This window comes from Candidatus Nomurabacteria bacterium, from assembly GCA_016699085.1.
Classification (GTDB): Bacteria; Patescibacteriota; Minisyncoccia; order Phycocordibacterales; family UBA9973; genus CAZLWF01.
On the sequence record CP064958.1, the window covers coordinates 273,361 to 296,268 of the forward strand.

Below are 22,908 nucleotides of genomic sequence, written 5' to 3' on the forward strand. Positions count from 1 at the left end.
GACCCCTCCCTACAGGATATTGGGAAATGCCACAAGATAAAGGAGATGTGGTAGAATTTTGACCATGAGTGATATTGAGAATGATATAAATATCGACGCAAATTATATAAAAATAAAAGAGAAAGCTGAAGTTTTTTATAAGACTGTCAGCGAAGTTTACTGTCCATATTTCAAAGAAAAAGTTGCATTTAACGATAAAGGAATTAAACATATTAAATTTAAATCCGAGAGAGTAGCACGCGATAGGAAAGATCAGTATATGCGTCTGAAAAATATTCATCTTGCTCCACTAGTGTTGAAGAGTAGCTATACACTCCAAGAAATTCAAACCAAAAAAATGTTTATTGATATCGACACCAACACAAGACATGAAAAAATGTTAAAAGAAGTTACATATTATGCTTTTATTGCAATTCTAAAAGATGGTCAGTTTGATAAAAGAGTGAAGGTAATTGTTAAACAAGTATCAGGTGGTATTAAAATGTTTTGGAGTATTATTCCATTCTGGAAAAGTAACAAGGAATTAAAACTACATACTGGTGATTTAGAAAATGACTAGAAACTAAAAACCACCAAGTTTCCTTGGTGAGTTTTAGTGTGTTTGGTTACAGTTTGGTTTCTAACCGTGACGGGGTAAAGACCCCCCAAACACTTTTCAATAATAACATAAACGATATCCACAAGTCAATAAAGTAACATTATACTTTATAATGTCAAGGTCTTTTAAAAAAGGATCACTCCCTACAGAACATGTGATATACTTAAATTGCTTAATTAAGCAACGCGTTAAATAACCTAAACAAGCAAAAGCCCGATCTCTAAATCGGGTCTTTTGTTTGCTTCAAATTATTGTCGTTTTCCAATAAGCTTAGAATGTACAGAAGTGTTCAGACAGTTCTGCCTTATTCCACCCTTAGAGGGGTGTTTATAACTTACCATCCTACCAGACAATTCTTTTTAGACTTGTACTTCCGCTCTCTTGGTAGGATGCATTTACTTACTAAATTTCTGAAAATTTAGCTTTGCTGGTTCCGCCGAGAACGAAAGGTGGTACTACTAGTATTGTTATAGTTATTTTCATAAATATAAAATAGTTAGTTAATAAACCTCTTCATTCTCGAAGAGCTGGCAATTTTTCTACCTAAACAAATAGATAATTTAAACTGCTTGTTTAGAACTATATCATTTACACATCGGAAAAGTTAATGTGAAAAGTGGAAAACATGTGATTTACTGTCTCCCGCAAAGTAGAGAATTCAGACAGGAACGTAAAATGCTTTCTAAAATTAAATCAAGACCAGAAAATTTATCATACCTAGCAAATTTTCCCTGGTAAATAATCGATTCTACGACTACCTCCCTTAGAGAACTGCTCATCCAACCTCTTTTTTAAGGGGCAGTTCTCTATTTTTGTAAAGTTTTCTTATGAACCGAGATTTTCTCCAACTCACGAAATACCTTTATATATCAACGTGAAATCAAGAATTCCAAAATTTTTCTCACGTTTCAAATCTCAAAATTTGTGCGCCCGGTAGGAATCGAACCTACGACCATCTCCTTAAAAGGGAGCTGCTCTACCGACTGAGCTACGGGCGCATATATCTACTTTAAAATCTACACTATTCTATGTTTTCTATTGAAGCCACTACGACTAGCTATGGCGCAAATGAATAAAAATTACAGACATTACTCTGTACTAAACGCTTTAAAAAGTAACATATTTACACACATAAATCAATATTGGTGGTAAATAAAATAGTTTACAAAAACATACTTCACTCCGTAACCTGTGCTAAACTAGTACTATGAAACCAAAAACCAAAATCAGTATTGCAATTGTTGTAGGGATTATTGTTCTTATTATTGCTAGTATCTTTATTAATAGCCAAAAAAGCACTGACCCTAAAGTACTTGCACCGATTGAGCAGTTTGCACAGTGTATAGCTGACAGTGGCGCCAAGTTTTACGGTGCTTTCTGGTGTCCTCATTGCGCCACCCAAAAGCAGCTCTTTAGTAAAAGCGCCTCCAAACTCTTGCCATATGTCGAATGCTCAACACCAGACAGTAAAAGCCAAACACAGATCTGTATTGATGCAGGCATCAAGAGCTACCCTACCTGGGTATTTACTGATGGATCAACACTCTCTGGTGAACAATCTCTCAAAACTCTAGGCGCTAAGACTAACTGCCCACTCCCATAATATGTTCACAACGATTCTCAACAACATAACGACAATAAGTGCGATTGTGATTGGACTTAGCGGAAGTGTGCTTATTATCTGTAAAATATGTAAAATCAAAATCCCAGAAGGGGTTGTCAAGCACGCATATTTATTTGGTTTTATTATTTCGCTCGGTGCTATATGCATGAGCCTCTTGTACTCGGAAATCATCGGTTTCCCTCCATGCAAGCTTTGCTGGTTGCAACGGATCTTTATTTACCCACAAGCGATAGTATTCGGACTCGCTCTTTGGAAAAAATACCCGACCTATATCATCCGGAATATCGCACTATGGTTAACCGCTATAGGAGGAATCATATCTGCCTACCACAACTTCATCTACTATACTGACTATTCGCCGCTACCTTGCGATGCAGCCGCTTCATGCACGCAGCAGCTGGTGACGACACTCGGCTTTATGTCTATACCGCTTATGGCGCTTTGTGCTTTTATTGGTCTTTTTGCAGTCATTTTGCTATTACCCAAAGAATCCAAGGAGTAGTTATCCACAGATGTTCTTACGCAAGTGCAGAAAATAGCATATACTGTATGCAAGTACATTTATATTTCCAACCAGAGCTTGCCGTTTAGGCATCAAATTAGTGGTATGGAAAAAATATCGAAACAGTTCTTTCAGCACAGAATTATTTGTGCATAGTATGTTCTTTATCGTAGGATAGGAGAAAGAGCCTCATGTTTGCCCCATAGATTTCTATGAGCCAAACACGAGGCTCTTTTTTTATGTTACATATATGCCAGCAGTATCGCCTCAAGTCCTTCATCAATCGATACTGTACCTCGTCTCGCATCATGATACAGTTTTACAATTGCCTGCCGGAATGCGAACAGCTCGTCGTTAGTATATTTCGTCATATAAGTACGGGATTTTTTTTCAACATAGGGATTAAGTCCAGAGGGTGCACCTTTTGGCAACTTGGTTAGAAGGCTTACTGTTTTTAAGAGCCAGAAAAGTGCACCAATAATCTCGTCAGGACTTTTATCATGGAGTATAGCCTCCGTATACATTGCCCATGCTCCTTTTTTATCGCGCATACCAACACGCTCAGTAAATGCAAATGGCGTCCACACTTGGTTACGCTCTTTTGGTAAGGCATATTCTGCACATAACTTTGCATTTTTTTTAAATAATTCTCTCTCAGCTGCAAGTATTGTCTCTTCAGAAATAACACAAACCGCAGGTGAATCTACTATTGTTTCTATGTTTGATAGGATATAGTCTTTGACCTCGCTTACCATCATCGCTCCATCGAGGATAACTACGTAAGCCTGTCCAAAGAGTGATGTACTCTCAAAATATTGAGTGAGTAATTCAGGCTTTGCCGTCAAATCATTAAGTGTAATGGTTTCGTATGCTTTATATAAATCATTGTTCACCAATTCCTTTACAGCATTCTGTCGCTTATCTGTATCAGTGCCGTAGAAAACAAAAAGCATACTAGAATGTAACTATTTTTTTATAATTTACATACGCCTCACCATATCGTTCAACCAAAATTTCTTCTTCGCGTCTGATATAGGTATATCGAGTGACCACATAGGCAACAATGGCACCCATGACAATAAGTCCAGAATTCATAATGAAGCCAAAACCAAGCACTAAAAACACAAGGCCGATATGTGTGGGACTGCGCGTATATTTATACGGGCCATACATAAAATCAGCTGGTGTCATACCTATACCATGCTCTTTTCGATTTTTAGCGGTCATTTCCGATGTATGTTGCGCCCAATATATAAGCGCCGTACCAACTATCAGGAGTACGGGACCGAAAGCTATAATCGTTCCACCAAAAATCCGAAATGGGTAGAAGTAATCAACAATAAAGCCAAATATTGCAGCTGCAAAATAGATTAAATATGAATGCGCTAGAACTTGATGAATATTGGTTATATGGCCCAAAAATTGTATATGTTTTTTCTGCATAGCGTATGATTTGCAAAGTATACCATACCCCTCCTATTTCAATTCTCCCCAATGAGCACCCTCTTTGCTATGAACTTCGATTGGTACTGACTTAAGATTCTCAAGGAATGATGGCGGGATGATGTCTTGCATAGCTTTACCAATTATCTGCTTTGCCAGTAGTGCAACTGATGTGTCCACTTCATAGACCAATTCATCATGCACCTGCAGTACAAGCAGTACCTTATCTACAATTTTGTTTTCTTCAAGCTTTACTTGAACATCCCGAATTGCCAATTTGACGATGTCTGCAGTTGCTGTACCTTGGATTGGCGCATTGATCGCCATGCGCTCTGCCATAGCGCGTACAAATGGCATTTTAGATTTCAATCCTGGGAAATAACGTTTACGACCAAAGAGAGTCTTGGTATAGCCATACTTATACGCATCAGCTTTGACCGTATCTAAATACTCTCGAATTGTAGGAAATTGTGCAAAGTAATTATCATAGAATTCCTGTGCAGTTTTCCGATCAGTACCGAGATTCTCCCTCAGTGCCGTAACTCCCATACCATAGAGGATACCGAAATTAATAACTTTGGCGCGACGGCGCATTTCATTATCTACTTTATCTTCTGGTACACCGAACACTTTCGAAGCAACAGCAGCATGCACATCTTTGCCTTCTTGAAAGACTTTAATCATAAAAGGATCTTGTGATAGAAGTGCAGCAATACGAAGCTCGATTTGGGAATAATCAAATGCTAAGAGCACACTTCCCTTTTTGGCAACAAAAGCATTCCTGATATTTCTACCAAGTTCTGTGCGAGTGGGAATATTTTGCAAATTTGGATCTTGGGAGGCAAACCTACCAGTTGTTGTGCCTGCCTGGATAAACTTGGCATGCAATCGTTTGTCGTCACTTATAAGTAACGGCAACGTGTCTATATATGTCGAAAGTAATTTCTGTAATTCCCGGTGCAGTAATATGTCAGCAACGATTGGGTGAGCATCACGAAGCTTCACAAGTTCGCTTTCCCGTGTCGAACGCGCTCCGCCTGCAGTTTTCTTGAGCTTTGTGCCCGTACCCTCGTTGATCGCCAGTTCGTCGAAGAGTATATCTCCTAGCTGCTTCGGTGAATTGATATTAAACTCTCTGCCTGCATGTTTCCATATTTTAGCTTCGAGACTAGCAAGTTCCTTGTGGTACGTCTTCGAAAGTTTTTCTAAATAAGCCTTGTCGACTTCGATACCTGTCTCATAGATACCATCAACGATAGGGATAATCGGAAGCTCTATTTGTTCATACACATATGACAAGTCATTGGTTTTGATATCTTCTAGGATCTTTGTCCGCGCGCTATCAAATGTAGCAACATGCGCATAGGCGAGCATGTCAGCAAGGGTAATATTGGTTAATTCTGAATTCAAAAGCCAGAGAGCGATTGCAGTTTCATTAAATAATTTCTGGTCGACTTGCTCTTGGGGTATTTCTGTTTTTTCTTCTGCCACAATTGCAACATTAAAAATTGTTCCAACTCGAGCAATAAGACTTCGAAATTCATACTCACGGAAAAGTATTTCGATTTTAGAAACATCAATATTGTCTCGAAACGTTTTCTCTGGTAGTTGAAATGCTATAGCTGCATCACGCCTAATGGTTGCTAGTGTTTTAGAAAAAAGGGCTTCATCCTCTCCTTCTTCGAGAAGTGTAATGATGCGGTCAGTGATGCCTGCTTTCTTGAAAGCTGCTTTGTCTTTTTTTAATTTCTTATAAATCTCTTCAATGGTGCCAAATGTTTGAATAAGCGTTGTTGCTGTTTTCTCGCCAATACCTTTGATGCCAATAATATTATCTGACGGATCACCACGAAGCCCTTTATAGTCAACGAGAAGTTTCGGCTTGAAACCATAGCGTGCCACAACCAAATCTTCATTATAGAGAATCGTGTCATTGATGCCTTTCTTCAAGGTAAAGACTTGGACCTTCTCATCATCGACAAGCTGCAATGTATCCATATCACCTGAGGCAATAATAATATCTATATCTTTATCTTTTTTCATATTCTCAACAATTGTTCCCAAGACATCATCAGCCTCAAATCCCGGCGCATCATACATAGGAATATTGAATGCTTCGAATATAGTTCGAGAACTTTTGATCTGAGTGACGAGGTCATCATCGGCTTTCATGCGTCCAGCTTTGTACGCATCGTATACTTCGTGGCGAAATGTTTTCTGCGGCAAGTCATAGGCGGCAACAATATAGTCAGGCTTGAGATCGGTAATTATCTTCATGAGCATAGTCGATAAACCATAGAGCGCCCCAGTCGGCTCACCCTTTGAGCTCATAAAATCAGGCAAGGCATGATAGGCTCGGTGAATAATCGCATGAGAATCAAGCAAAATTAGGCGTTTTTTGATTATTTTCTTATCTCTCATATTATCTGCTAACTATAACGTGTTTACATAAAATAAAAAACCGAACCTCTTTGAATGTAATTCGAAGAAGTTCGGTTATTGTGAACTAATCATATGACAGACTTTTGTGTACTTCTAAAAGAAACATTGTTAGAGAAGTTGTCATGAATCCTGTAACTGCAATAACAGGGAAAATAATCATCATGATTAATACAAAATCTAATCTTACAATAATTGAAAAAATGAGTGTCGTTGCAAACAATATTATCACAACCGGTGCAAGCGCTTTTGGTTTCTGATAACTAAAAATATCTACACCCTTTTCAAAGAGTCGGTGTGTCTCTATTAGATATTGCGCTAAGAAGAAACTGGTTGGCATGACAAGCATTAACCCCACTAAAAGAATCGTGAAATACTCTTGTAGTGTCCAAGCAAAATCTGAGTACAAATTGATAGACATACTACAGACAAATGCCCATATAATGTGGCTGATCACCAAAGCTGTCATATTTTTATTGCCCCACAGCTTTGCACTTTCTAAGGAAGTTCTTAATTTCTGTATCATTTTTAAGTTTTCTTAACAATACATTATTTATAGCATTTTGTCAAAAAAACAACTCCAATATTTTAAACCAAGATTTTTCTATCAAGAACCCACGGTAAGCCCTGGGGAATTCTTTTAGGAATTATGCAAAACATAGTTAGAGCCTTAAGCTCTAACTATGTGATCCGTATTGAGCGAGACTGATCCTTGTGTTCCAAAGAAATTCTCACCGCATCTTTTGGAATCAATTTTTTCACTCGCACTGGCCACTCAATTAAAATCAAATTTTCTGGTTCAGCTATTATTTCTTGCCAGCCAAGTTTCTCCAATTCTTGTTCACTGTCGAGACGATAGGCATCAATATGTATCAAAAGTCGAAAGCCGGGAATCATAAGTGGTATCTTGTACTTTTTCATAATGACGTACGTTGGAGAATTGACGTTTTCCTTGATACCAAGCTGTCTAGCAATTTCTTGGGTCAACGTTGTCTTCCCTGCACCGAGTTCACCGGAGAGTGCGACAACTTGTGCTTTGCGGTGAGTTGAAAGTCTTAAAGTCAAAAGTTGTTTCAAAATTTCTTTGGCTATACCTGGAAGTTCTTTTTCAGTAAATATCCTTTTCATTCCTGCACTATATCACAACCTTGTCTTTGAAACGGAGCAATCAAATATTTTGAGCCGAACATTGTTTGAGCCCCGCTCATGCGGGGCGAGTTTGAGAGGCAAAAAATATTTGATTATGAAGTGTTTGGAAATATAACAGCAAAAAATCACCCCGTGTGGGGTGATTTTTTGTGTTGTGTTCTCTTAACTAAACATTGGTCCTGTTGGTCCAGGTCGGCGAGACATATAGAGTCGTCGAGCTAGATATACGAGAGCAAGGATGATAAGGAGAAGGAGCAACCAGCCAAATAGTGAGTTTGGAAAGAATCCAAATCCAGCTAAGAAGGCAAGACCAGCAAGTGCGTTTCTGACATTATTTACATGGTTGATTTCGTATGCTGTTGCTTCTTGCTGAGCACCATTTGTATTGGTATATACCAAGTTTGCTGTTGCAACCAAGGTATCACCATAGCGAGCTACACCAGCGACCTGACCTGAGAGGTAGTATGTACCTGTCTGGTTAGGAATAAGGCTACCTAGCTCAATCGTAAGTGCATTATCTGCATTTGAGAAGAAGCCAGTTGAAGAGTTACGGTAGGAAATATCTTGTGGCAAGATAACACGGAGAATTGCGTTTTGGAGTGTTCGTCCACTGATATTTTTGTAGATTACTGTGTAGTCAATGATGTCACCAACGTACACGTTTTCATATCGTGAATCGATTGTAAGCATGATGTCACCGTTACCATTACCTGTACCAATAACGGTACCTGTATGAATAACAATTGGTGCCGGTGCAACACTAGTTGAAAGTGTTCGGAAAGAAAGTATCTGACCGTACTTCAAGGTGCCATCATTTGCACGAGCAACTGCACGGAAGTAATAGGTAGTATTTGAACTAAGTCCTGTTACTGTATTGAAGAAGCTAAGTGTGCTGTTGGTACCGAGTACTTGCTGTGTTGAATATTTACCCATCGAGGTTGTTGTACCATATTCGAACCAGCCAGTGACACTATCATTTGAGCTGTTAAGGACAAGAGCATTTAGTACTGCACTTGATTGTGTGATTGATGAAGCAGGAGTCGTGGTAACTGATACATTGCTGTATATGATACCGCCTGTCGTCGTAAAGCTAAGCACTTGTCCACAAACTGGACCTGAACTAGACGATGTGCTCTGTGCGCAAGCTTTGTAGTAATACACATGGTTAGAAGATAGGCCATAGAGTGAGTAGTTGAAACTACCAGAGTATGACTGTGTACCTGAAGCATAGACAGTGTTGGCTAGATTGTACGTACTATTTGATGTACCCCATTCAAACCATCGAGTCACATTTGAATACGAAGTATTATTTGTATTCAAGTATCCTTGGAGCACTGCTGACGTATCAGTAATGTTTGTTGGATAGTTTGTGGTAACTGTTAGATTAGTGTTATTTGAACCATTGTATAGATTTTCAGAGTCATTGAATGATGTACAATCTGGGTCAGACGCATAACCATTGTAACCACCATAGTCTATGTAGCCATCACCATCGTTATCGAGGTGGTCGTTACATGTATACACTGTTTGACCATTAAATACGTTTTCAAAATCAGTATACGATGTACAATCTGGGTCAGACGCATAACCATTGTAACCACCATAGTCTATGTAGCCATCACCATCGTTATCGAGATGGTCGTTACAGGTAGCTAAGATTTGGCCGTTAAATACATTTTCTGAATCAGTATTTGATGTACAATCTGGATCAGCTGGATAGTCAACGAAACCGTCACCATCATTGTCGAGATCATCATTACATGTTGCAGTCGCAACTGTATCTTTACTGATAAGGTATTGTACGCGGAGGTACCCTTGTGTTGACCAACCAGGAGCAATGTTACCAATATTAATACCACTAGTGAAAAGTTCACTATCACCTATAGTCTGTTGCGTCGTCTGATTTGGAAACCAAACTGCTGAACCAGGAATGTAGGCCATGGTTTGTGGAGATGAGATTGCAATCGTTACTGAATCTGAGATACCACTGTATCCATCCGCAGTAATCGTTGCTGTGTAGTTGAAACTAGTGCCTTCAGTAGGACCAGTTGTTGATGGTGACATTTTGATGCGAGTGTTATTCGCAGTTGTCGTACCAGTGTTGTGGTAGTAGATATCAAAAGATATAGTATCACCGGCATCCGCTGACACTGTTGTTGAAATCCAGTTTGAACTGTTTGGATACTTTGTCGCATTGATTGCGCGAAGTGTCGCATAGTCCTGAGGATCATTATTAAAGCTTACAAACGCTTGCGCGCTATGTGTCACACCAAATACTCCAACACTGAAAACAGCGAGGAAGGCGAACACGGTAGCGACTTTTGTTATATATGTTTTCATATTTTTATTGTGATTAAGCGCACCTAATAACTTGTTATGCTATAATAATAGCATATTTTAATAAATAAGTCAATAGTATACTAACCCTAAGCTTTTGGCCTAGTTTTATTACTGTTAACCTTATTAAACTGCTAACTACATCTTTTAGGCCTCAATCAATCTGTATGACGATTAAGAACTAAAAATGTAGTGCGATTGTTTCATAAAAACGAAACAATCGCACTGTATGCTTATAATTTTGCAAGATACTATTGGGGATAATATACCCCATTTAATACATAGCCTCCTCCAGATCCTCCGCTGGTATTAGTCCAAGGACCATTGGTTCCCGTACTACCTCCAGTGTTTGTTCCTGTCCCTGTACTTCCATTATTAAATGGGTACCCACTTGGATTCCCGTATCCAGGAATGGATCCTTTGTTATTCTTTCCTAAAGTTTCGGAAAGTATCCAAGCAGTACCGACAGCAGCAGCACCGATAGCAGCACCCACAGCATATTTGCCATTTTTGGGTTTGCATTCTTTGCAATCAGCCTCTGTTTTGGTGGTAGTTGTCGTTGCAGTTTTATCTACATACAACGTTTCAACCACTACAGTATGTTTAATAGGCGGCATTGGGGGGTAATAATTCGCGCCAGCCAAACGAGCTGTGGTGTCCGCGTAGGTAGTATGGTTACCGTTATTATTGCCGTTGTTATTACCGGCGTTAACAAAAATGTTAGTAACACCACCTGGTGTCGTTGCCACAGATGTAACTTTTGTGAACCCTTGGGGGGCACGCAAATCATCTGTAAAATTAAAACACCGTGCTGAACCAATCATTCCACCGGTTGCAGCGTGAAGAAACTGCTCACCATTAATATTTGCACGAAAGGCTCTATAATTGAAACTTCCGTCAGGATTCTGGGAGCATGAAATTTTTACTTCCCCGGCCTTGAATTTGTCCTCAGCTAAATACGATGCATGGAGTGCATCAATTAAATCTTCCTTGTAGACTATTGGTACACCTGCGGCTCGATACCGGTTTGCTAATTCAAGCTGAAAGCTCGTAGCGCCGTAATTTAAGATACCATCAACATCGCCCTTATCAACGATGTTTACCATTACGTTGATGCAATCGCTGTAGGCGATTGAACCAGCGTCTTTTAGTCCAGGCTGTGCGTAACACAGGCTAACACTTTGCAAAATTAAGAAAATTAAGAACGTTATTTGTTTCATAGTCTATCGTTTAAGGTATTATGAATTTTTTGGTTTATTTACCTATATCCTATCATATTTAACTATATATGTCAATAGCCAGAGGTAGTCTGAAAAGAGTTCTATTTCCTTCGTTTTTAGCACATTTCCTTGTATTATAAGGACAATGATTCAATTCGATGAGGATAAACAAAACAAGCGACTCGAAGACCTACACAAGCTAGAAGAGGAAGAGTTAGTCAAAGTTCTTGCAGCTGCCAAGTACGATATTCCCTATATTGATCTCTCCAGTGTCACCATCGAAAATGAGGCACTACGCATGATTAGTGAACCAGAGGCTCGCAAGGCCGAAGTTGCAGCATTTAAAATTGCCGGCAAAACCATCGATGTCGCAGTACGATCCCCTGTCCGTGAAGAGCTCGCTTCGATTCGCGACTCTCTCGAGAAGCAAAACTATAGCGTACAATTTTTCATGGCATCGCACGCTAGCCTCGAGAAAGCGTGGAGCAGATACGCTGAACTTTCTATGGCATCAGCTTCGAAAGCCGGTGGCATCGATATTTCCGGTGAAGCACTCGAAGAAATCGCCGAGAAAGTACACTCAATCAAAGATGTTGCACATGTTGTAGAAGAAGTCACCAGTGAAAGCAAGACTCACAAGCTATCACACATGCTTGAGATTATTTTAGGCGGTGCTATCGCTATCAAAGCATCCGACATTCACATCGAACCCGAAGAAGATCATGTGCGTTTGCGCTTCCGACTCGATGGTGTGCTCGAAGACATACTGACATTCCCTCACGATACGAATAAACTTTTAAATTCACGCATCAAACTTATCTCGGGACTTAAGCTCACAATGAAAAGTATTGCTCAAGACGGACGCTTCAGTATATTTATGAAAGACGGCACTGAGATAAGTATGCGTGTGTCGATCATTCCTGGTGCGTATGGTGAGTCAGTCGTCATGCGTATTTTGGATCCGAAATCTATCCAAGTAAAACTCGAAGACATGGGTATAGCCAAACGACTCTTTGAGCTCATGGATCGTGAAATCAAAAAACCAAACGGATTGATACTCTTAACAGGCCCGACTGGTTCCGGCAAAACGACGACACTCTATGCTTTCCTACGCCGGATATATTCTGCTGAAATAAAAATCATCACTATCGAAGATCCTATCGAATATCACCTGCCTGGTATTACACAGACACAAGTCGAGAATAATTATTCGTTCCTCGATGGCTTGCGTGCTGCACTCCGCCAAGACCCAGACGTCATCATGGTCGGCGAAATCCGAGACGCTGAAACAGCAAAAATTGCCGTTGAATCAGCATTGACCGGGCATTTGGTCTTCTCAACACTCCATACGAATAACGCTGGCGGTGTTATTCCTCGATTGATCGATCTTGAAGTCAATCCTAAAATTATGGCAGCGGCACTAAGGCTTTCTATCGCACAGCGACTCGTACGCAAGCTCTGTCCTGTCTGCAAGAAAGAACATGTCCCGACAGAAAGTGAATCCACAAAAATTAAAAGTATTCTAACGGCAGCAGTCGCTAATGGCAAAAACCTCACTGAGTATGGCATTGATCCAAATGCACCGATCAAGCTCTGGGATCCTGTGGGTTGTGACAAATGTAATACGACAGGTTACAAAGGACGTATGGGTATCTACGAAGCCATTTATACTGATGAAGCAGTTGAAAAAATAATTCCTCTTAATCCAAGCGAACGAGAAATCAAAGCTGCCGCACTTTCCCAAGGCACACTCGATATGAAAGAAGACGGTATCGTCAAAGTACTTTTGGGTATCACTTCCTATGATGAAGTCAAAAGTGTCGTTGATCTCGACGAGGAGTAAGAAACAACTAGAAAAATTGATAGTGGATATTAAAAAAATAAGCACTTCTCGCCCCGTAGCCAAAATATATGCATTCGATATATTTTGTGGTTCGGGGTGGTTGATTTGGATGAAGAGTGATTGCTTTGATTATATATTTAAAGAGTACGAATATTTTTGTACTCAAAAATTCCTCGAGTTCACGCCGCCGCACTCGCTAGCCTCTTGAAATATATAATCAAAGCAAAAAGGGATGGTTTGGGGAAAAATAAAACACAATTATTTTTGCAGCGAGGACTGTTTGAATCCAATTGTAATTGGATGAGTTCCGCAACAAGAAAATAATTGTGTTTTATTTTTTACTTACATTAATATACAAAAGAAAAAACATGAATCTCTAAACAATCCTTATAACGCTAGGCGCCATAAGTAACACAAGTTTGAAGGATGGCCCCAGCGCTCTTAATAAATTAAGTGCCAAAGCGTCCTACGCACAAGCATAGAGATAAATCTGATTGCTTAGAGATTCATGTCCTCTCAAGGTTTCTATTCAAAGTATACCGTGGTTACAAGTACCACCAAGCCTTATTTCTAAAGGTTTTGTGGAAATGCTGTGGAAAAATAAAAATCACTGGAGTTTCTAAATCTCCTTGATTTATATGGGTAATGGTATACTTGGGAGGTCTTATTAACCTAAAAGGTTTTCACTGAGGAGAGTATAGCATATATAAACTTTATGTCAAGCGATTCGAAACAACCAATCAAGTCCGATGATCACTACCTCGACACAACCCTTCGACCAAATACGTGGGATGAATACATCGGGCAAAATCACATCAAAGAAAATTTACAGATATTACTCCGTGCGGCGCATGAACGAAGTCATACTGCCGAACATATTTTATTTTACGGACCACCGGGTCTCGGTAAAACCACCCTTGCGCACCTGATCGCCAAAGAAACAGGCAGACAAATGAAAACAACATCAGGTCCTGCAATCGAAAAAGTTGGCGACCTTGCATCAATACTCACCAATCTCTCACCAGGCGATATACTTTTTATTGACGAGATTCATAGACTCAACAAAATGATCGAGGAAGTCCTCTACCCCGCCATGGAGTCAGGCATTCTCGATATTATCATCGGCAAAGGTCCTTCTGCACGAACCATCCAACTCGATTTGCCACCATTTACCCTCATCGCTGCAACAACACGCGTCGCACTACTCTCTGCCCCTCTTCGCTCGAGATTCTCAGGTGGCACCTTCCGCCTCGAGTTCTACACTGAGCAAGAAATAACCGAAATTGTGAAGCGTTCTGCAAGCATCTTGGGAGTTACGATCGATGAAGAAGCCATCGGAGAAATTGCCAAGCGTAGCCGCTTTACACCACGTACAGCCAACTATTTCTTGAAGCGCTGCCGCGACTATGCACAAGTCCACAAGAAAGATTTGGATAAAAAGACTGTGTTCTTGGCATTATCGCTCCTCGGTATCGATGAGCTCGGTCTTTCTGAAATCGATCGAGCAGTGCTTACGGTTATCATTGAGAAATTCGACGGAGGGCCTGTGGGACTTAACACCATCGCAGCTGCAACTTCGGAAGAAGAAGCCACTATCGAAGAAGTCGTTGAGCCGTACCTTATCCAGCGAGGATTGCTTGATCGCACTGCCCGCGGCCGCACAGCAACTAAAAAAGCCTACGAACATTTGGGATTTGAATATAAAGGCGACGTACAAGAAAAACTCTTATAATATAGTGACCAAATACATTTTAATAGGCGGACAAATTCATAAAGCAGATGACGGAGGCAAGGCATTTTGTGAAGAATTAATTAAAAACGCCACTAATAAACCTATAAAAATTCTTGACTGCCTTTTTGGCCGTGCGAAAGAAGAATGGAAAGAAAAATTTGAAAATGATACGGATTTCTTTTCTAAAAATCTTGAAAGTTTTGAGCTTGCACTTGCGTCACCCGAAAAATTTATTGATCAGATGAAAAATAGTGATGTGATATTTTTCCAAGGTGGTATTCCTGGTATGTTCATGTCGATCCTTAACACAATTCCTAATTGGCAAAATGAACTTGAAGGAAAAGTACTCGTCGGAAGTTCCGGTGGAGCAGATACTATTGTCAAATATTATGGAGTTGGAAAAACTATGAATATTGGCAATGGACTGGGTCTGCTGCCTATCAAATTTATTCCACATTGGAAATCTGATTACGCAAAAGGTTTAAATATCGACTGGGATGCACTCTTAGAGAAATTGAAATCCTATAAAGAAAAACTTGAAACAATAGTATTAAAGGAAGGAGAGTTTTTAGTTTTAAATCAATAAAAAACCCAAACATCTTAGAATGCTTGGGTTCTTGTTAACTTCAAATAATTCAGATTGTTTTGGTATGTATGCCTTTATCTTTAACGGTATATAGAATTTTTGGTTCAATCAAATCTCTGAGCCACCGAGCAGTGCTTGCGAGAAATTCAACTGTTCCAAGGATTTCCTCACTTACATTTTTAAACATATGTTCATCTGTGCGGTTATCATCCCTGAAACTAATTGTAACTTTATTGTCACGTTCAAAGTCGATTGTGACCTCCCTCTCTTGCTTTCTTGCATACTGTTCATTTAACCAAATATAAATAGAACAAGTATTTGGCTCGACCCCCTCTTCGAGGGTTAAATCCATTATTTCCCAATCGAGAATGTACTCTTTTAATTCCGTTTCCAGCAAATAAAGGAGTGTTGAGTTTTTCCGCTGAGCTATTAACTTCTGAATTTTTTTATTAATCATATAATCCAGTTTAATGGTGGACAGAAAAGACGGTACTTATCATCTACTCTGGTCACCACTAAACAATTTCAAAGAACACCATAGCACTTTTAATATTAACATAAATATATTAAATGTCAATATTCTTTCTACTTACTACTTTATACTTTATACTATCCCCATGTCTGGTCATTCCAAATGGTCACAAATCAAACGACAAAAAGGCGCAACCGATGCCAAGAAAAGCCAAATCTTCGGCAAACTTTCACGACTCATTTCAACAAATGTGAAATTGGCTCATGGAGATCGTAACGCACCATCAGTTCGAGCTGTTATAGAGAAAGCCCAAATGGCAAATATGCCGAAAGACACAATCGAGCGAGCGATCCTTAAAGCCCCTGAAACCAAAGACATGGAATACATCACCTATGAAGCATATGGCCCCGGCGGCGTTGGGATCATGGTTGAGACATTGACCGACAACCGCAATCGCACAGCACAAGAAATCAAGCATATTTTTTCAAATCATACGTTCGCACTTGCGGGCATCGGATCTGTTACCTGGGCATTCGTAAAAGAAGACGGAGAACTAAAAGCAACAACAACTATTGCCCTATCTGATAAAGATACCACCATCCTTGAAACACTAGTTGAAGAGCTAGAAGCTAATGAAGATGTACAACATGTCTACACCAATGCCGAATAATAAAATAATTTTAGGCATTGACCCAGGTTATGACCGGATTGGTGTAGCTATACTTGAAGGTAGTAAAAACTTACTTTACTCAGATTGTATTACGACAAACCCAAAAGATACTTTTTGTGATCGTCTGGTTATGCTCGGCAATGATGTTGAGAAACTTATTAAAAAATACAAACCTAAATTACTCTCGATTGAGAAACTTTTCTTTACCACCAATCAGAAAACTGCCATGCAGGTAGCTGAGGCAAGAGGGACGATTATGTATCTCGCCCGGCAAAATGGCTTGGAAATTATGGAGTTTACACCAATGGAAATCAAAGTCGCAGTTACTGGTTATGGTAAAGCATCCAAAGAAAACGTACACGATATGGTAAGAAAATTAATAGATGTTCCAATAAAAAAGACTTTCGATGATGAAATAGATGCCATAGCGATAGCACTCACCGGCGAGACATGTCAACAGTCATACAAGCGAGGTAAATAGTTTTCCACAGTATTGGTATTTTTGTCTTGCAAAGATAAACAACTTTTGTTAAAACTATCGCATACACAAAAGGTGTACTATATTCATTTTATTTTTTTGTAACAAATATGTACGAAGAAGAAGAATTGATTGGTTTGGAATTAGGAGAGGAAGAAGATCCACTAGCAGATGATATCGATTCAGATCTTGAGCCTTTAGCCGACGATGCTGTTGGCGTACCAGAAGAAGAGGAGGAAGAGGCAGGATACTAGTAAAAACACCCCATGATGGGGTGTTTTTACTAGTCTGTGACGAGTTTTATAAAACGGTGTTTGCCGATACGAATCACGAGGCTCTCAACAATTGGCATCTTGGGATCAGTGACGATAGTCTCCTTTTCGCCATTACCCATCACTATCTTGATTGCATTTTGGGTAACAAGTCTTGCAAACTCTGATTTTGATTCAATGATCCCTTTGTCTAATAGAAAATCAACGAGTGGCGTACCCCGTGTAACGATATGTTCTGGTATATGATCAGGCATTTCCTTTTTCTGAAATGTATTTATGAAAAAAGTTTCAGCACCATTCGCCTTCTGTTCACCATGATAGATAGCCACAATTTCCCGCGCTAGTCTCATTTTAAGATCCTTAGGATTTAAGTTGGTATCAGTAAGTTTTGTTTTTATCTCATCGATTTCATTAAGGGGTGTAAAAGTAGCTAGTTCAAAATAATTTGCAATTGATGCGTCCGGTATCGACATAACTTTGCCGTACATATCTTCTGGTGTATCAGTAATCGCAATATAATTATCAAGACTTTTCGACATTTTTTCTTTACCATCAGTGCCGACAAGGAGATCGCAAGCAAGAACTGCCTGCTCTGGTTGACCATTAGCTTTCATGACATCACGACCCATAAGCATGTTGAATGTTTGATCAGTGCCACCAATTTCCAAATCGCAGGTGGTATATATTCGCGCAAGTGCAAATGAGTCAATACCCTGAAGCACTGGGTAGAGCATTTCATGCATATAGAGTTCCCGACCATCATCTATCCTCTTTTGAAACATGTCCCGTTCAATAAGTCGCGCATGAGTAACATGTTTGAGTGTCCACAATAATCCCCGGAGTGTAATGGCAACGATGTTATCTGTATTATGAAGATGGGTTATTTGCATTCGCGTCTTTTCAAATAAGACGGATTTACCAATAAATGAATTTGGTGCAAATGGCACACTCATTTTTTTGTGCTCACTATCTTCTACATCAAGCGATATAGCAGTATCTTCTGATGGAGCAATGTCAGTAATACCAAAAAACCAATCAGAATTTCTGATCCAAGAAAATAATTCTGGATCAATCGTGAGAATATTGCCTACTTGATCCAAGTACGTTTGCATGTTTATTTCAACTTCCTTTTGATCCATTTCTGGTCGTATTTTATCTTTTCCGGTCGGATCACCAATTCGCGCAGTAAAATCCCCAATAAGAAAAATAACTTTACAACCCATGTCTTGGAATTTTCGCAATTTTCTAAGTACAACAGCATGACCCAAATGTATATCAGGGCGTGTAGGATCAACGCCAAATTTAATGACAACTTTTTCTGGAGTTTCTAAAATTTTCTTTTTAAACGATCCTTCTGGATCAATGAAAGAGCCCACGCCGCGGGAAAGGAGTTCATCTATTTCTTTTTCAGTTGGCTTTGCCATAGTGAGAGCCTAGCATATTTTGGCTATTTTGTCCTTATACAGTCTGCTCGTATGGTAGAATAAAGCTCTATGAAATTAACGAAAAAAGAGAGGCACTTTCTACGGAGCACAGCGCTTGTAACACTTTCTGCGGTAGTACTTATCTTATCAGCTGCTTTTATTTGGGTAGCAACACTGCAAGTCCCTGATTTCCGAGCATTTGAAGATAGAAAAATTTCAAATTCAACAAAAATATATGACAAGACCGGTCTTGTTCTACTTTATGATGTCCATCATGACTATAAACGGACAGAGATTCAACCTGAAGCCATGGGTACTAACATTAAAAATGCTACCGTCGCAATTGAAGATGCTGAATTCTACCAGCATAAAGGTATCCGCATCACTTCCATTATACGTGCTGTGCTCATAAACCTCGCCCATGGAGAATTTTCCCAAGGCGGATCGACGATTACCCAGCAAATAGTCAAAAATACACTTCTCACCAAAGAAAAGACAATTACACGCAAATTTAAAGAGTGGATTCTGGCGCTTAAACTTGAACGAACAATGACAAAGGAGGAAATACTCACGATTTATCTCAATGACAATCCGTATGGTGGCAGTATTTATGGTATTGAAGAAGCTTCAGTTACATACTTTGGTAAACACCCCATAGATCTTACCCTCGCTGAGGCAGCTTATTTGGCTGCTATACCTAAAGCCCCGAGTTATTATTCCCCTTTTGGTAAAAATCTTGATAAATTAGAGGAAAGGAAAAATCTTGTTTTGAGTCGCATGGATGACTTGCATTTTATTACACCAGAAGAGTACGCCGCAGCAAAAGCGGAAGCGGTTGTATTTTTACCACAAGAGCCTACTGGTATTAAAGCGCCACACTTTGTATTTTTTATTAAAGACTACTTAGTTCAAAAATATGGTGAAGATGTTGTTGAAAATGGAGGACTCAAAGTTGTCACAACGCTTGATTGGGATTTACAATCAAAAGCGGAAGAAATAGTTAAACGGAATGCGCTACTAAATGAGAAAAATTGGAATGCAACGAATGCTAGCATGGTTGCTATTGATGCAAAAACTGGACAAATAATTACTATGGTTGGTTCCAGAGATTATTTTGATAAAGCAATTGATGGCAATTTTAATATTGCAACAGCAAAACGTCAGCCAGGGTCTTCATTTAAACCGTTTGTGTACGCAACTGCATTTAACAAAGGCTACACTCCTAATACCGTCGTCTTTGATGTACCAACAGAATTTCAGAGCAGTTGTGATCCATATGGTAATGCCTATCCTGGACACTCTCAAAATGACTGCTACAGCCCATCAAACTATGACAACAAGTATGTTGGTCCTATCAATCTTCGAAATGCACTTGCTCAGTCTCGAAACATACCTGCTGTTAAGGTATTATATTTAGCGGGAATTAAAGATGCAATAACCGTTGCTAGAAATATGGGCATTAGTACTCTTACCGATGCTTCAGTCTATGGTCTTACACTTGTGCTCGGAGGTGGTGAGGTTAGTTTACTCGATATGACATCCGCCTACAGTACATTTGCTACAGCGGGTATTCATCATGATCCAACTGGTATTATTAGTGTCACAGATGAAGATGGTGTAACTCTTGAAACATATACTGATTCTTCAAAAACCGCGATTCCTAAAAATACTGCACTTATGATTTCTGATATCCTATCTGACAACACTGCTCGCACGCCGCTTTTTGGAGCTAATTCATTTTTGTATTTTCCTGGACACGAAGTTGCAGGCAAAACTGGTACAACTAATAATAATAAAGATGCGTGGCTCTTGGGATACACACCTGATGTTGCACTCGGTGTATGGTCTGGCAATAATGACAACAAACCGATGAAAAAAGGTTCAGCTATTGATGGACCTATGTGGAATGAATTCATGAAATTATTACTTGCTAAATATCCAAACTCTTCGTTTGAAAAGCCACTCATCAATACGGACCCATCACTAAAGCCAATACTGCGCGGGGTGTGGCAGGGAAATCAAAGTGTTGTTATAGATACTGTTTCTGGAAAACTAGCCACTGAATTAACCCCACCAGAAACGAGGAAAGAACTTGTGGTTACTGATGTTCATTCAATACTTTATTGGGTAAATAAAAATGATCCATTAGGACCCCCACCCGCTAACCCTGCTAGTGATCCAGAGTTTGATCATTTTGAAACAACTGTGCAAAACTGGTGGAATGCGAATAAATTTGCATACCCAAGCATTGCACCAAGTATGATTCCAACACTCATTGACGATGTTCATACTCTAGAACACATACCAACCGCCATACTCAATAGCCCTTCAGAAACAGTTCTCTATGGAGCAGTCAACCCTATTACTGTTGCATTGCTTTATCAAGGCTTCTATCCATTTCAAAAAATGGATATTTACGCTAATGATCAATATATAGGTACAACTTCATCACATACATATACCTTTGTACCAAATGAATTAAATACGACTAGTTCTATAAATAATCTAAAAGTTATCGTCTATGATAGCGTCTACAACCAGCAAATACTAAACTCAACCTTTAGTATTAATTAACGAATATCAATTATTGGAGATGTTTCAAACACTTCATTAATTTCTTTCAGTATAGTATCTTTTTTTAAAAAAAGTTGGCTTTTTATGATTGGTTTTATAGAAAGATATACCACATTATTAGTGATGGTAATTTGATCAATAGAAATATTTTCCGCTACTGCTTTCGATAATATAGAAGCTACCGCATCAAATGATTTCTTTTTTTTAAAAGTTTTACCTAATGATGTAAGTAATAATTCTTTAACTGTCTTCATATACTATCTATTCATGGGCATAATGAGATAACGAAATGTTGCATCTGACCCACCTTTGAGTATTAATGGTTTATTTATTCCATTAAAATTAAGTGTAATACTATCAGCACTTATTGACTGGAAACAATCAATAATATACTTATAATTAAAACTAATCGTTATAGGTTCTCCTTCTAGTGCCCCTTCAACCATAGTCTTATTTTCACCCACATCATTGTTTTTTGTTGCTAGGAAAAAAGCTTTTTGTACTGGATCAATAGTAAAAGTAATCTGATTAAACTTATCAGAGAAAATATTTGCTATTTTCAAAGCCCTTATAAAATCTTCTTTCAAAACAACGACACTAGTTGTTGTTTCTTTGGGAATAATTTGTTTATAATCAGGAAAAATTGCATCAATAATACGTGAAGTAAGATATATTCCACCATATGCTATAGCTAGTTGGTTTTTACTTGCAGTAATAGTTATATCATCATTTATTTCTTCAAAAATTCTTATTATTTCGATTATATTTTTATAAGGTATAAGAATGCCTGGAAATTCGGTATCATGGGAAATTTTTATTTTCTTTTCAGCAAGTCTAAAGGAATCAGTAGCCACAAAACTAAGTACGTCTGCGTCAGTATATATATAAATACTGGCAATTTCAGGTTTTATATCTGATATTGATGAACTATAATAAACTGATTTAATCCCTTCAATAAATTTCTTACACGAAATATGATGCTGTGCCCCCTCAACGATAGGTATTGTGGGAAAATCTTCATACGAGGCAGTCTTTATTCTAGAAAAATTATTTTTACTTGTACAGACTAAACTATCATTTTCAATAGTTAGGGTAATATTTTTTGTATCCGTTATTGTCGCTAAAAACCGTGACAACACATCACCTTTAATTGCAACAACACCTTCTTTTTCAACTGTAGCTGGAATTTCAACCTCAATACCTAAACTTAAATTAGTAGAACGTAATTTTATTGATTTTCCTGAAGCAATAAGTAATATACTTCCTAAGATAGGAAGTGATAAATTTTTCCCAGTAATTCTTTCTGCATATGTAATACCTCGTAATAATTTTTCAACTGAACATTCTAGTTTCATAGTAGTAGTATTTATTTTATATAAAATTAATTATTACTATTAGTCCTGTGGATATGTGGATTACTATATATAGTCATATATACAAGCCTATTTACCGAAATAATATTTTTTACTAACTGCGATTGTATGGTTTTATTTTTCATAACTATACTTTTTCTTTTAATTTTTTTATTTATACACAGTCTACACA

21 protein-coding genes and 1 tRNA gene are annotated in these 22,908 nt (G+C 38.7%); 10 read left to right on the plus strand and 12 right to left on the minus strand.

The annotated features are described in order from the left end of the window. Nucleotides 1-64 precede the first annotated feature (64 nt). On the plus strand, nucleotides 65-559 hold the full coding sequence (locus IPF86_01435) for a hypothetical protein (GenBank protein QQR50564.1): 495 nt from the start codon (nucleotides 65-67) through the stop codon (nucleotides 557-559). A gap of 964 nt (nucleotides 560-1,523) precedes the next feature. Here IPF86_01435 and IPF86_01440 read toward each other — a convergent pair. Then, nucleotides 1,524-1,596, minus strand: a tRNA-Lys gene (locus IPF86_01440). Between the two features lie 209 nt (nucleotides 1,597-1,805). Between IPF86_01440 and IPF86_01445 the strand changes: the two genes are divergently transcribed. Both IPF86_01445 and IPF86_01450 read left to right on the plus strand, forming a co-directional pair. Further along, a complete protein-coding gene (locus IPF86_01445) occupies nucleotides 1,806-2,201 on the plus strand; it encodes a hypothetical protein (protein QQR50565.1) in 396 nt (131 codons plus the stop codon). 1 nt (nucleotide 2,202) lies between these two features. Next, nucleotides 2,203-2,724, plus strand: coding sequence for a disulfide bond formation protein B (locus IPF86_01450; protein ID QQR50566.1), 522 nt, complete (start codon nucleotides 2,203-2,205; stop codon nucleotides 2,722-2,724). 242 nt (nucleotides 2,725-2,966) lie between these two features. Here IPF86_01450 and IPF86_01455 read toward each other — a convergent pair whose 3' ends face one another. The 7 genes from IPF86_01455 to IPF86_01485 all read right to left on the minus strand — a co-directional run bounded on the left by IPF86_01455 (nucleotide 2,967) and on the right by IPF86_01485 (nucleotide 11,312). Further along, nucleotides 2,967-3,677 (minus strand): hypothetical protein, encoded by a 711-nt coding sequence (locus IPF86_01455; GenBank protein ID QQR50567.1) that lies wholly within the window; start codon nucleotides 3,675-3,677, stop codon nucleotides 2,967-2,969. 1 nt (nucleotide 3,678) lies between these two features. After that, nucleotides 3,679-4,167, minus strand: a complete 489-nt coding sequence (locus tag IPF86_01460) for an isoprenylcysteine carboxylmethyltransferase family protein (protein QQR50568.1) — start codon at nucleotides 4,165-4,167, stop codon at nucleotides 3,679-3,681. 33 nt (nucleotides 4,168-4,200) lie between these two features. Beyond that, the gene (locus IPF86_01465) at nucleotides 4,201-6,588 is read right to left on the minus strand and encodes a hypothetical protein (protein ID QQR50569.1); all 2,388 of its coding nucleotides are present in this window, start codon (nucleotides 6,586-6,588) and stop codon (nucleotides 4,201-4,203) included. An 85-nt stretch (nucleotides 6,589-6,673) separates the two neighbouring features. Further along, entirely contained in the window at nucleotides 6,674-7,027 is a 354-nt protein-coding gene (locus IPF86_01470; protein QQR50570.1) for a hypothetical protein, read from the minus strand. 260 nt (nucleotides 7,028-7,287) lie between these two features. Continuing rightward, nucleotides 7,288-7,734, minus strand: coding sequence for a tRNA (adenosine(37)-N6)-threonylcarbamoyltransferase complex ATPase subunit type 1 TsaE (tsaE, locus tag IPF86_01475; GenBank protein QQR50571.1), 447 nt, complete (start codon nucleotides 7,732-7,734; stop codon nucleotides 7,288-7,290). Nucleotides 7,735-7,917: 183 nt separating this feature from the next. After that, the gene (locus tag IPF86_01480) at nucleotides 7,918-10,095 is read right to left on the minus strand and encodes a hypothetical protein (GenBank protein QQR50572.1); all 2,178 of its coding nucleotides are present in this window, start codon (nucleotides 10,093-10,095) and stop codon (nucleotides 7,918-7,920) included. Nucleotides 10,096-10,343: 248 nt separating this feature from the next. Beyond that, the gene (locus IPF86_01485) at nucleotides 10,344-11,312 is read right to left on the minus strand and encodes a hypothetical protein (GenBank protein QQR50573.1); all 969 of its coding nucleotides are present in this window, start codon (nucleotides 11,310-11,312) and stop codon (nucleotides 10,344-10,346) included. Nucleotides 11,313-11,457: 145 nt separating this feature from the next. On the opposite strand from IPF86_01485, the gene IPF86_01490 reads away from it, so the two are divergent. The 3 genes from IPF86_01490 (at nucleotide 11,458) to IPF86_01500 (ending at nucleotide 15,473) form a co-directional block, all read left to right on the plus strand. Then, nucleotides 11,458-13,155: a type II/IV secretion system protein gene (locus tag IPF86_01490; protein QQR50574.1), complete on the plus strand. Its 1,698-nt coding sequence runs from the start codon at nucleotides 11,458-11,460 to the stop codon at nucleotides 13,153-13,155. Nucleotides 13,156-13,870: 715 nt separating this feature from the next. Then, nucleotides 13,871-14,887, plus strand: coding sequence for a Holliday junction branch migration DNA helicase RuvB (gene ruvB, locus IPF86_01495; protein ID QQR50575.1), 1,017 nt, complete (start codon nucleotides 13,871-13,873; stop codon nucleotides 14,885-14,887). Nucleotides 14,888-14,891: 4 nt separating this feature from the next. Continuing rightward, nucleotides 14,892-15,473 (plus strand): hypothetical protein, encoded by a 582-nt coding sequence (locus IPF86_01500; GenBank protein ID QQR50576.1) that lies wholly within the window; start codon nucleotides 14,892-14,894, stop codon nucleotides 15,471-15,473. Nucleotides 15,474-15,522: 49 nt separating this feature from the next. On the opposite strand, the gene IPF86_01505 is transcribed toward IPF86_01500, so the two are convergent. After that, nucleotides 15,523-15,930: a hypothetical protein gene (locus tag IPF86_01505; protein QQR50577.1), complete on the minus strand. Its 408-nt coding sequence runs from the start codon at nucleotides 15,928-15,930 to the stop codon at nucleotides 15,523-15,525. A gap of 160 nt (nucleotides 15,931-16,090) precedes the next feature. Here IPF86_01505 and IPF86_01510 point away from each other — a divergent pair, with 160 nt between their 5' ends. The 3 genes from IPF86_01510 to IPF86_01520 all read left to right on the plus strand — a co-directional run bounded on the left by IPF86_01510 (nucleotide 16,091) and on the right by IPF86_01520 (nucleotide 17,347). Next, nucleotides 16,091-16,615, plus strand: a complete 525-nt coding sequence (locus IPF86_01510; protein QQR50578.1) for a YebC/PmpR family DNA-binding transcriptional regulator — start codon at nucleotides 16,091-16,093, stop codon at nucleotides 16,613-16,615. Continuing rightward, nucleotides 16,593-17,096: a crossover junction endodeoxyribonuclease RuvC gene (gene ruvC / locus IPF86_01515; GenBank protein ID QQR50579.1), complete on the plus strand. Its 504-nt coding sequence runs from the start codon at nucleotides 16,593-16,595 to the stop codon at nucleotides 17,094-17,096. Before IPF86_01510 ends, ruvC begins: the two co-directional genes overlap by 23 nt. Nucleotides 17,097-17,203: 107 nt before the next feature. Continuing rightward, nucleotides 17,204-17,347: a hypothetical protein gene (locus IPF86_01520; protein QQR50580.1), complete on the plus strand. Its 144-nt coding sequence runs from the start codon at nucleotides 17,204-17,206 to the stop codon at nucleotides 17,345-17,347. Nucleotides 17,348-17,376: 29 nt separating this feature from the next. Here IPF86_01520 and tyrS read toward each other — a convergent pair whose 3' ends face one another. Next, nucleotides 17,377-18,789, minus strand: a complete 1,413-nt coding sequence (gene tyrS, locus IPF86_01525) for a tyrosine--tRNA ligase (GenBank protein ID QQR50581.1) — start codon at nucleotides 18,787-18,789, stop codon at nucleotides 17,377-17,379. A gap of 69 nt (nucleotides 18,790-18,858) precedes the next feature. On the opposite strand from tyrS, the gene IPF86_01530 reads away from it, so the two are divergent. Further along, nucleotides 18,859-21,363 carry a PBP1A family penicillin-binding protein gene (locus IPF86_01530; protein QQR50582.1) on the plus strand — a complete coding sequence of 835 codons (2,505 nt, stop codon included), beginning with the start codon at nucleotides 18,859-18,861 and terminating at the stop codon, nucleotides 21,361-21,363. On the opposite strand, the gene IPF86_01535 is transcribed toward IPF86_01530, so the two are convergent. Together IPF86_01535 and dnaN are read right to left on the minus strand one after the other, a co-directional pair. Continuing rightward, nucleotides 21,360-21,617 (minus strand): hypothetical protein, encoded by a 258-nt coding sequence (locus tag IPF86_01535; GenBank protein QQR50583.1) that lies wholly within the window; start codon nucleotides 21,615-21,617, stop codon nucleotides 21,360-21,362. The genes IPF86_01530 and IPF86_01535 overlap by 4 nt on opposite strands. A gap of 3 nt (nucleotides 21,618-21,620) precedes the next feature. Further along, on the minus strand, nucleotides 21,621-22,718 hold the full coding sequence (dnaN, locus tag IPF86_01540) for a DNA polymerase III subunit beta (protein ID QQR50584.1): 1,098 nt from the start codon (nucleotides 22,716-22,718) through the stop codon (nucleotides 21,621-21,623). Between the last annotated feature and the right edge of the window lie 190 nt (nucleotides 22,719-22,908).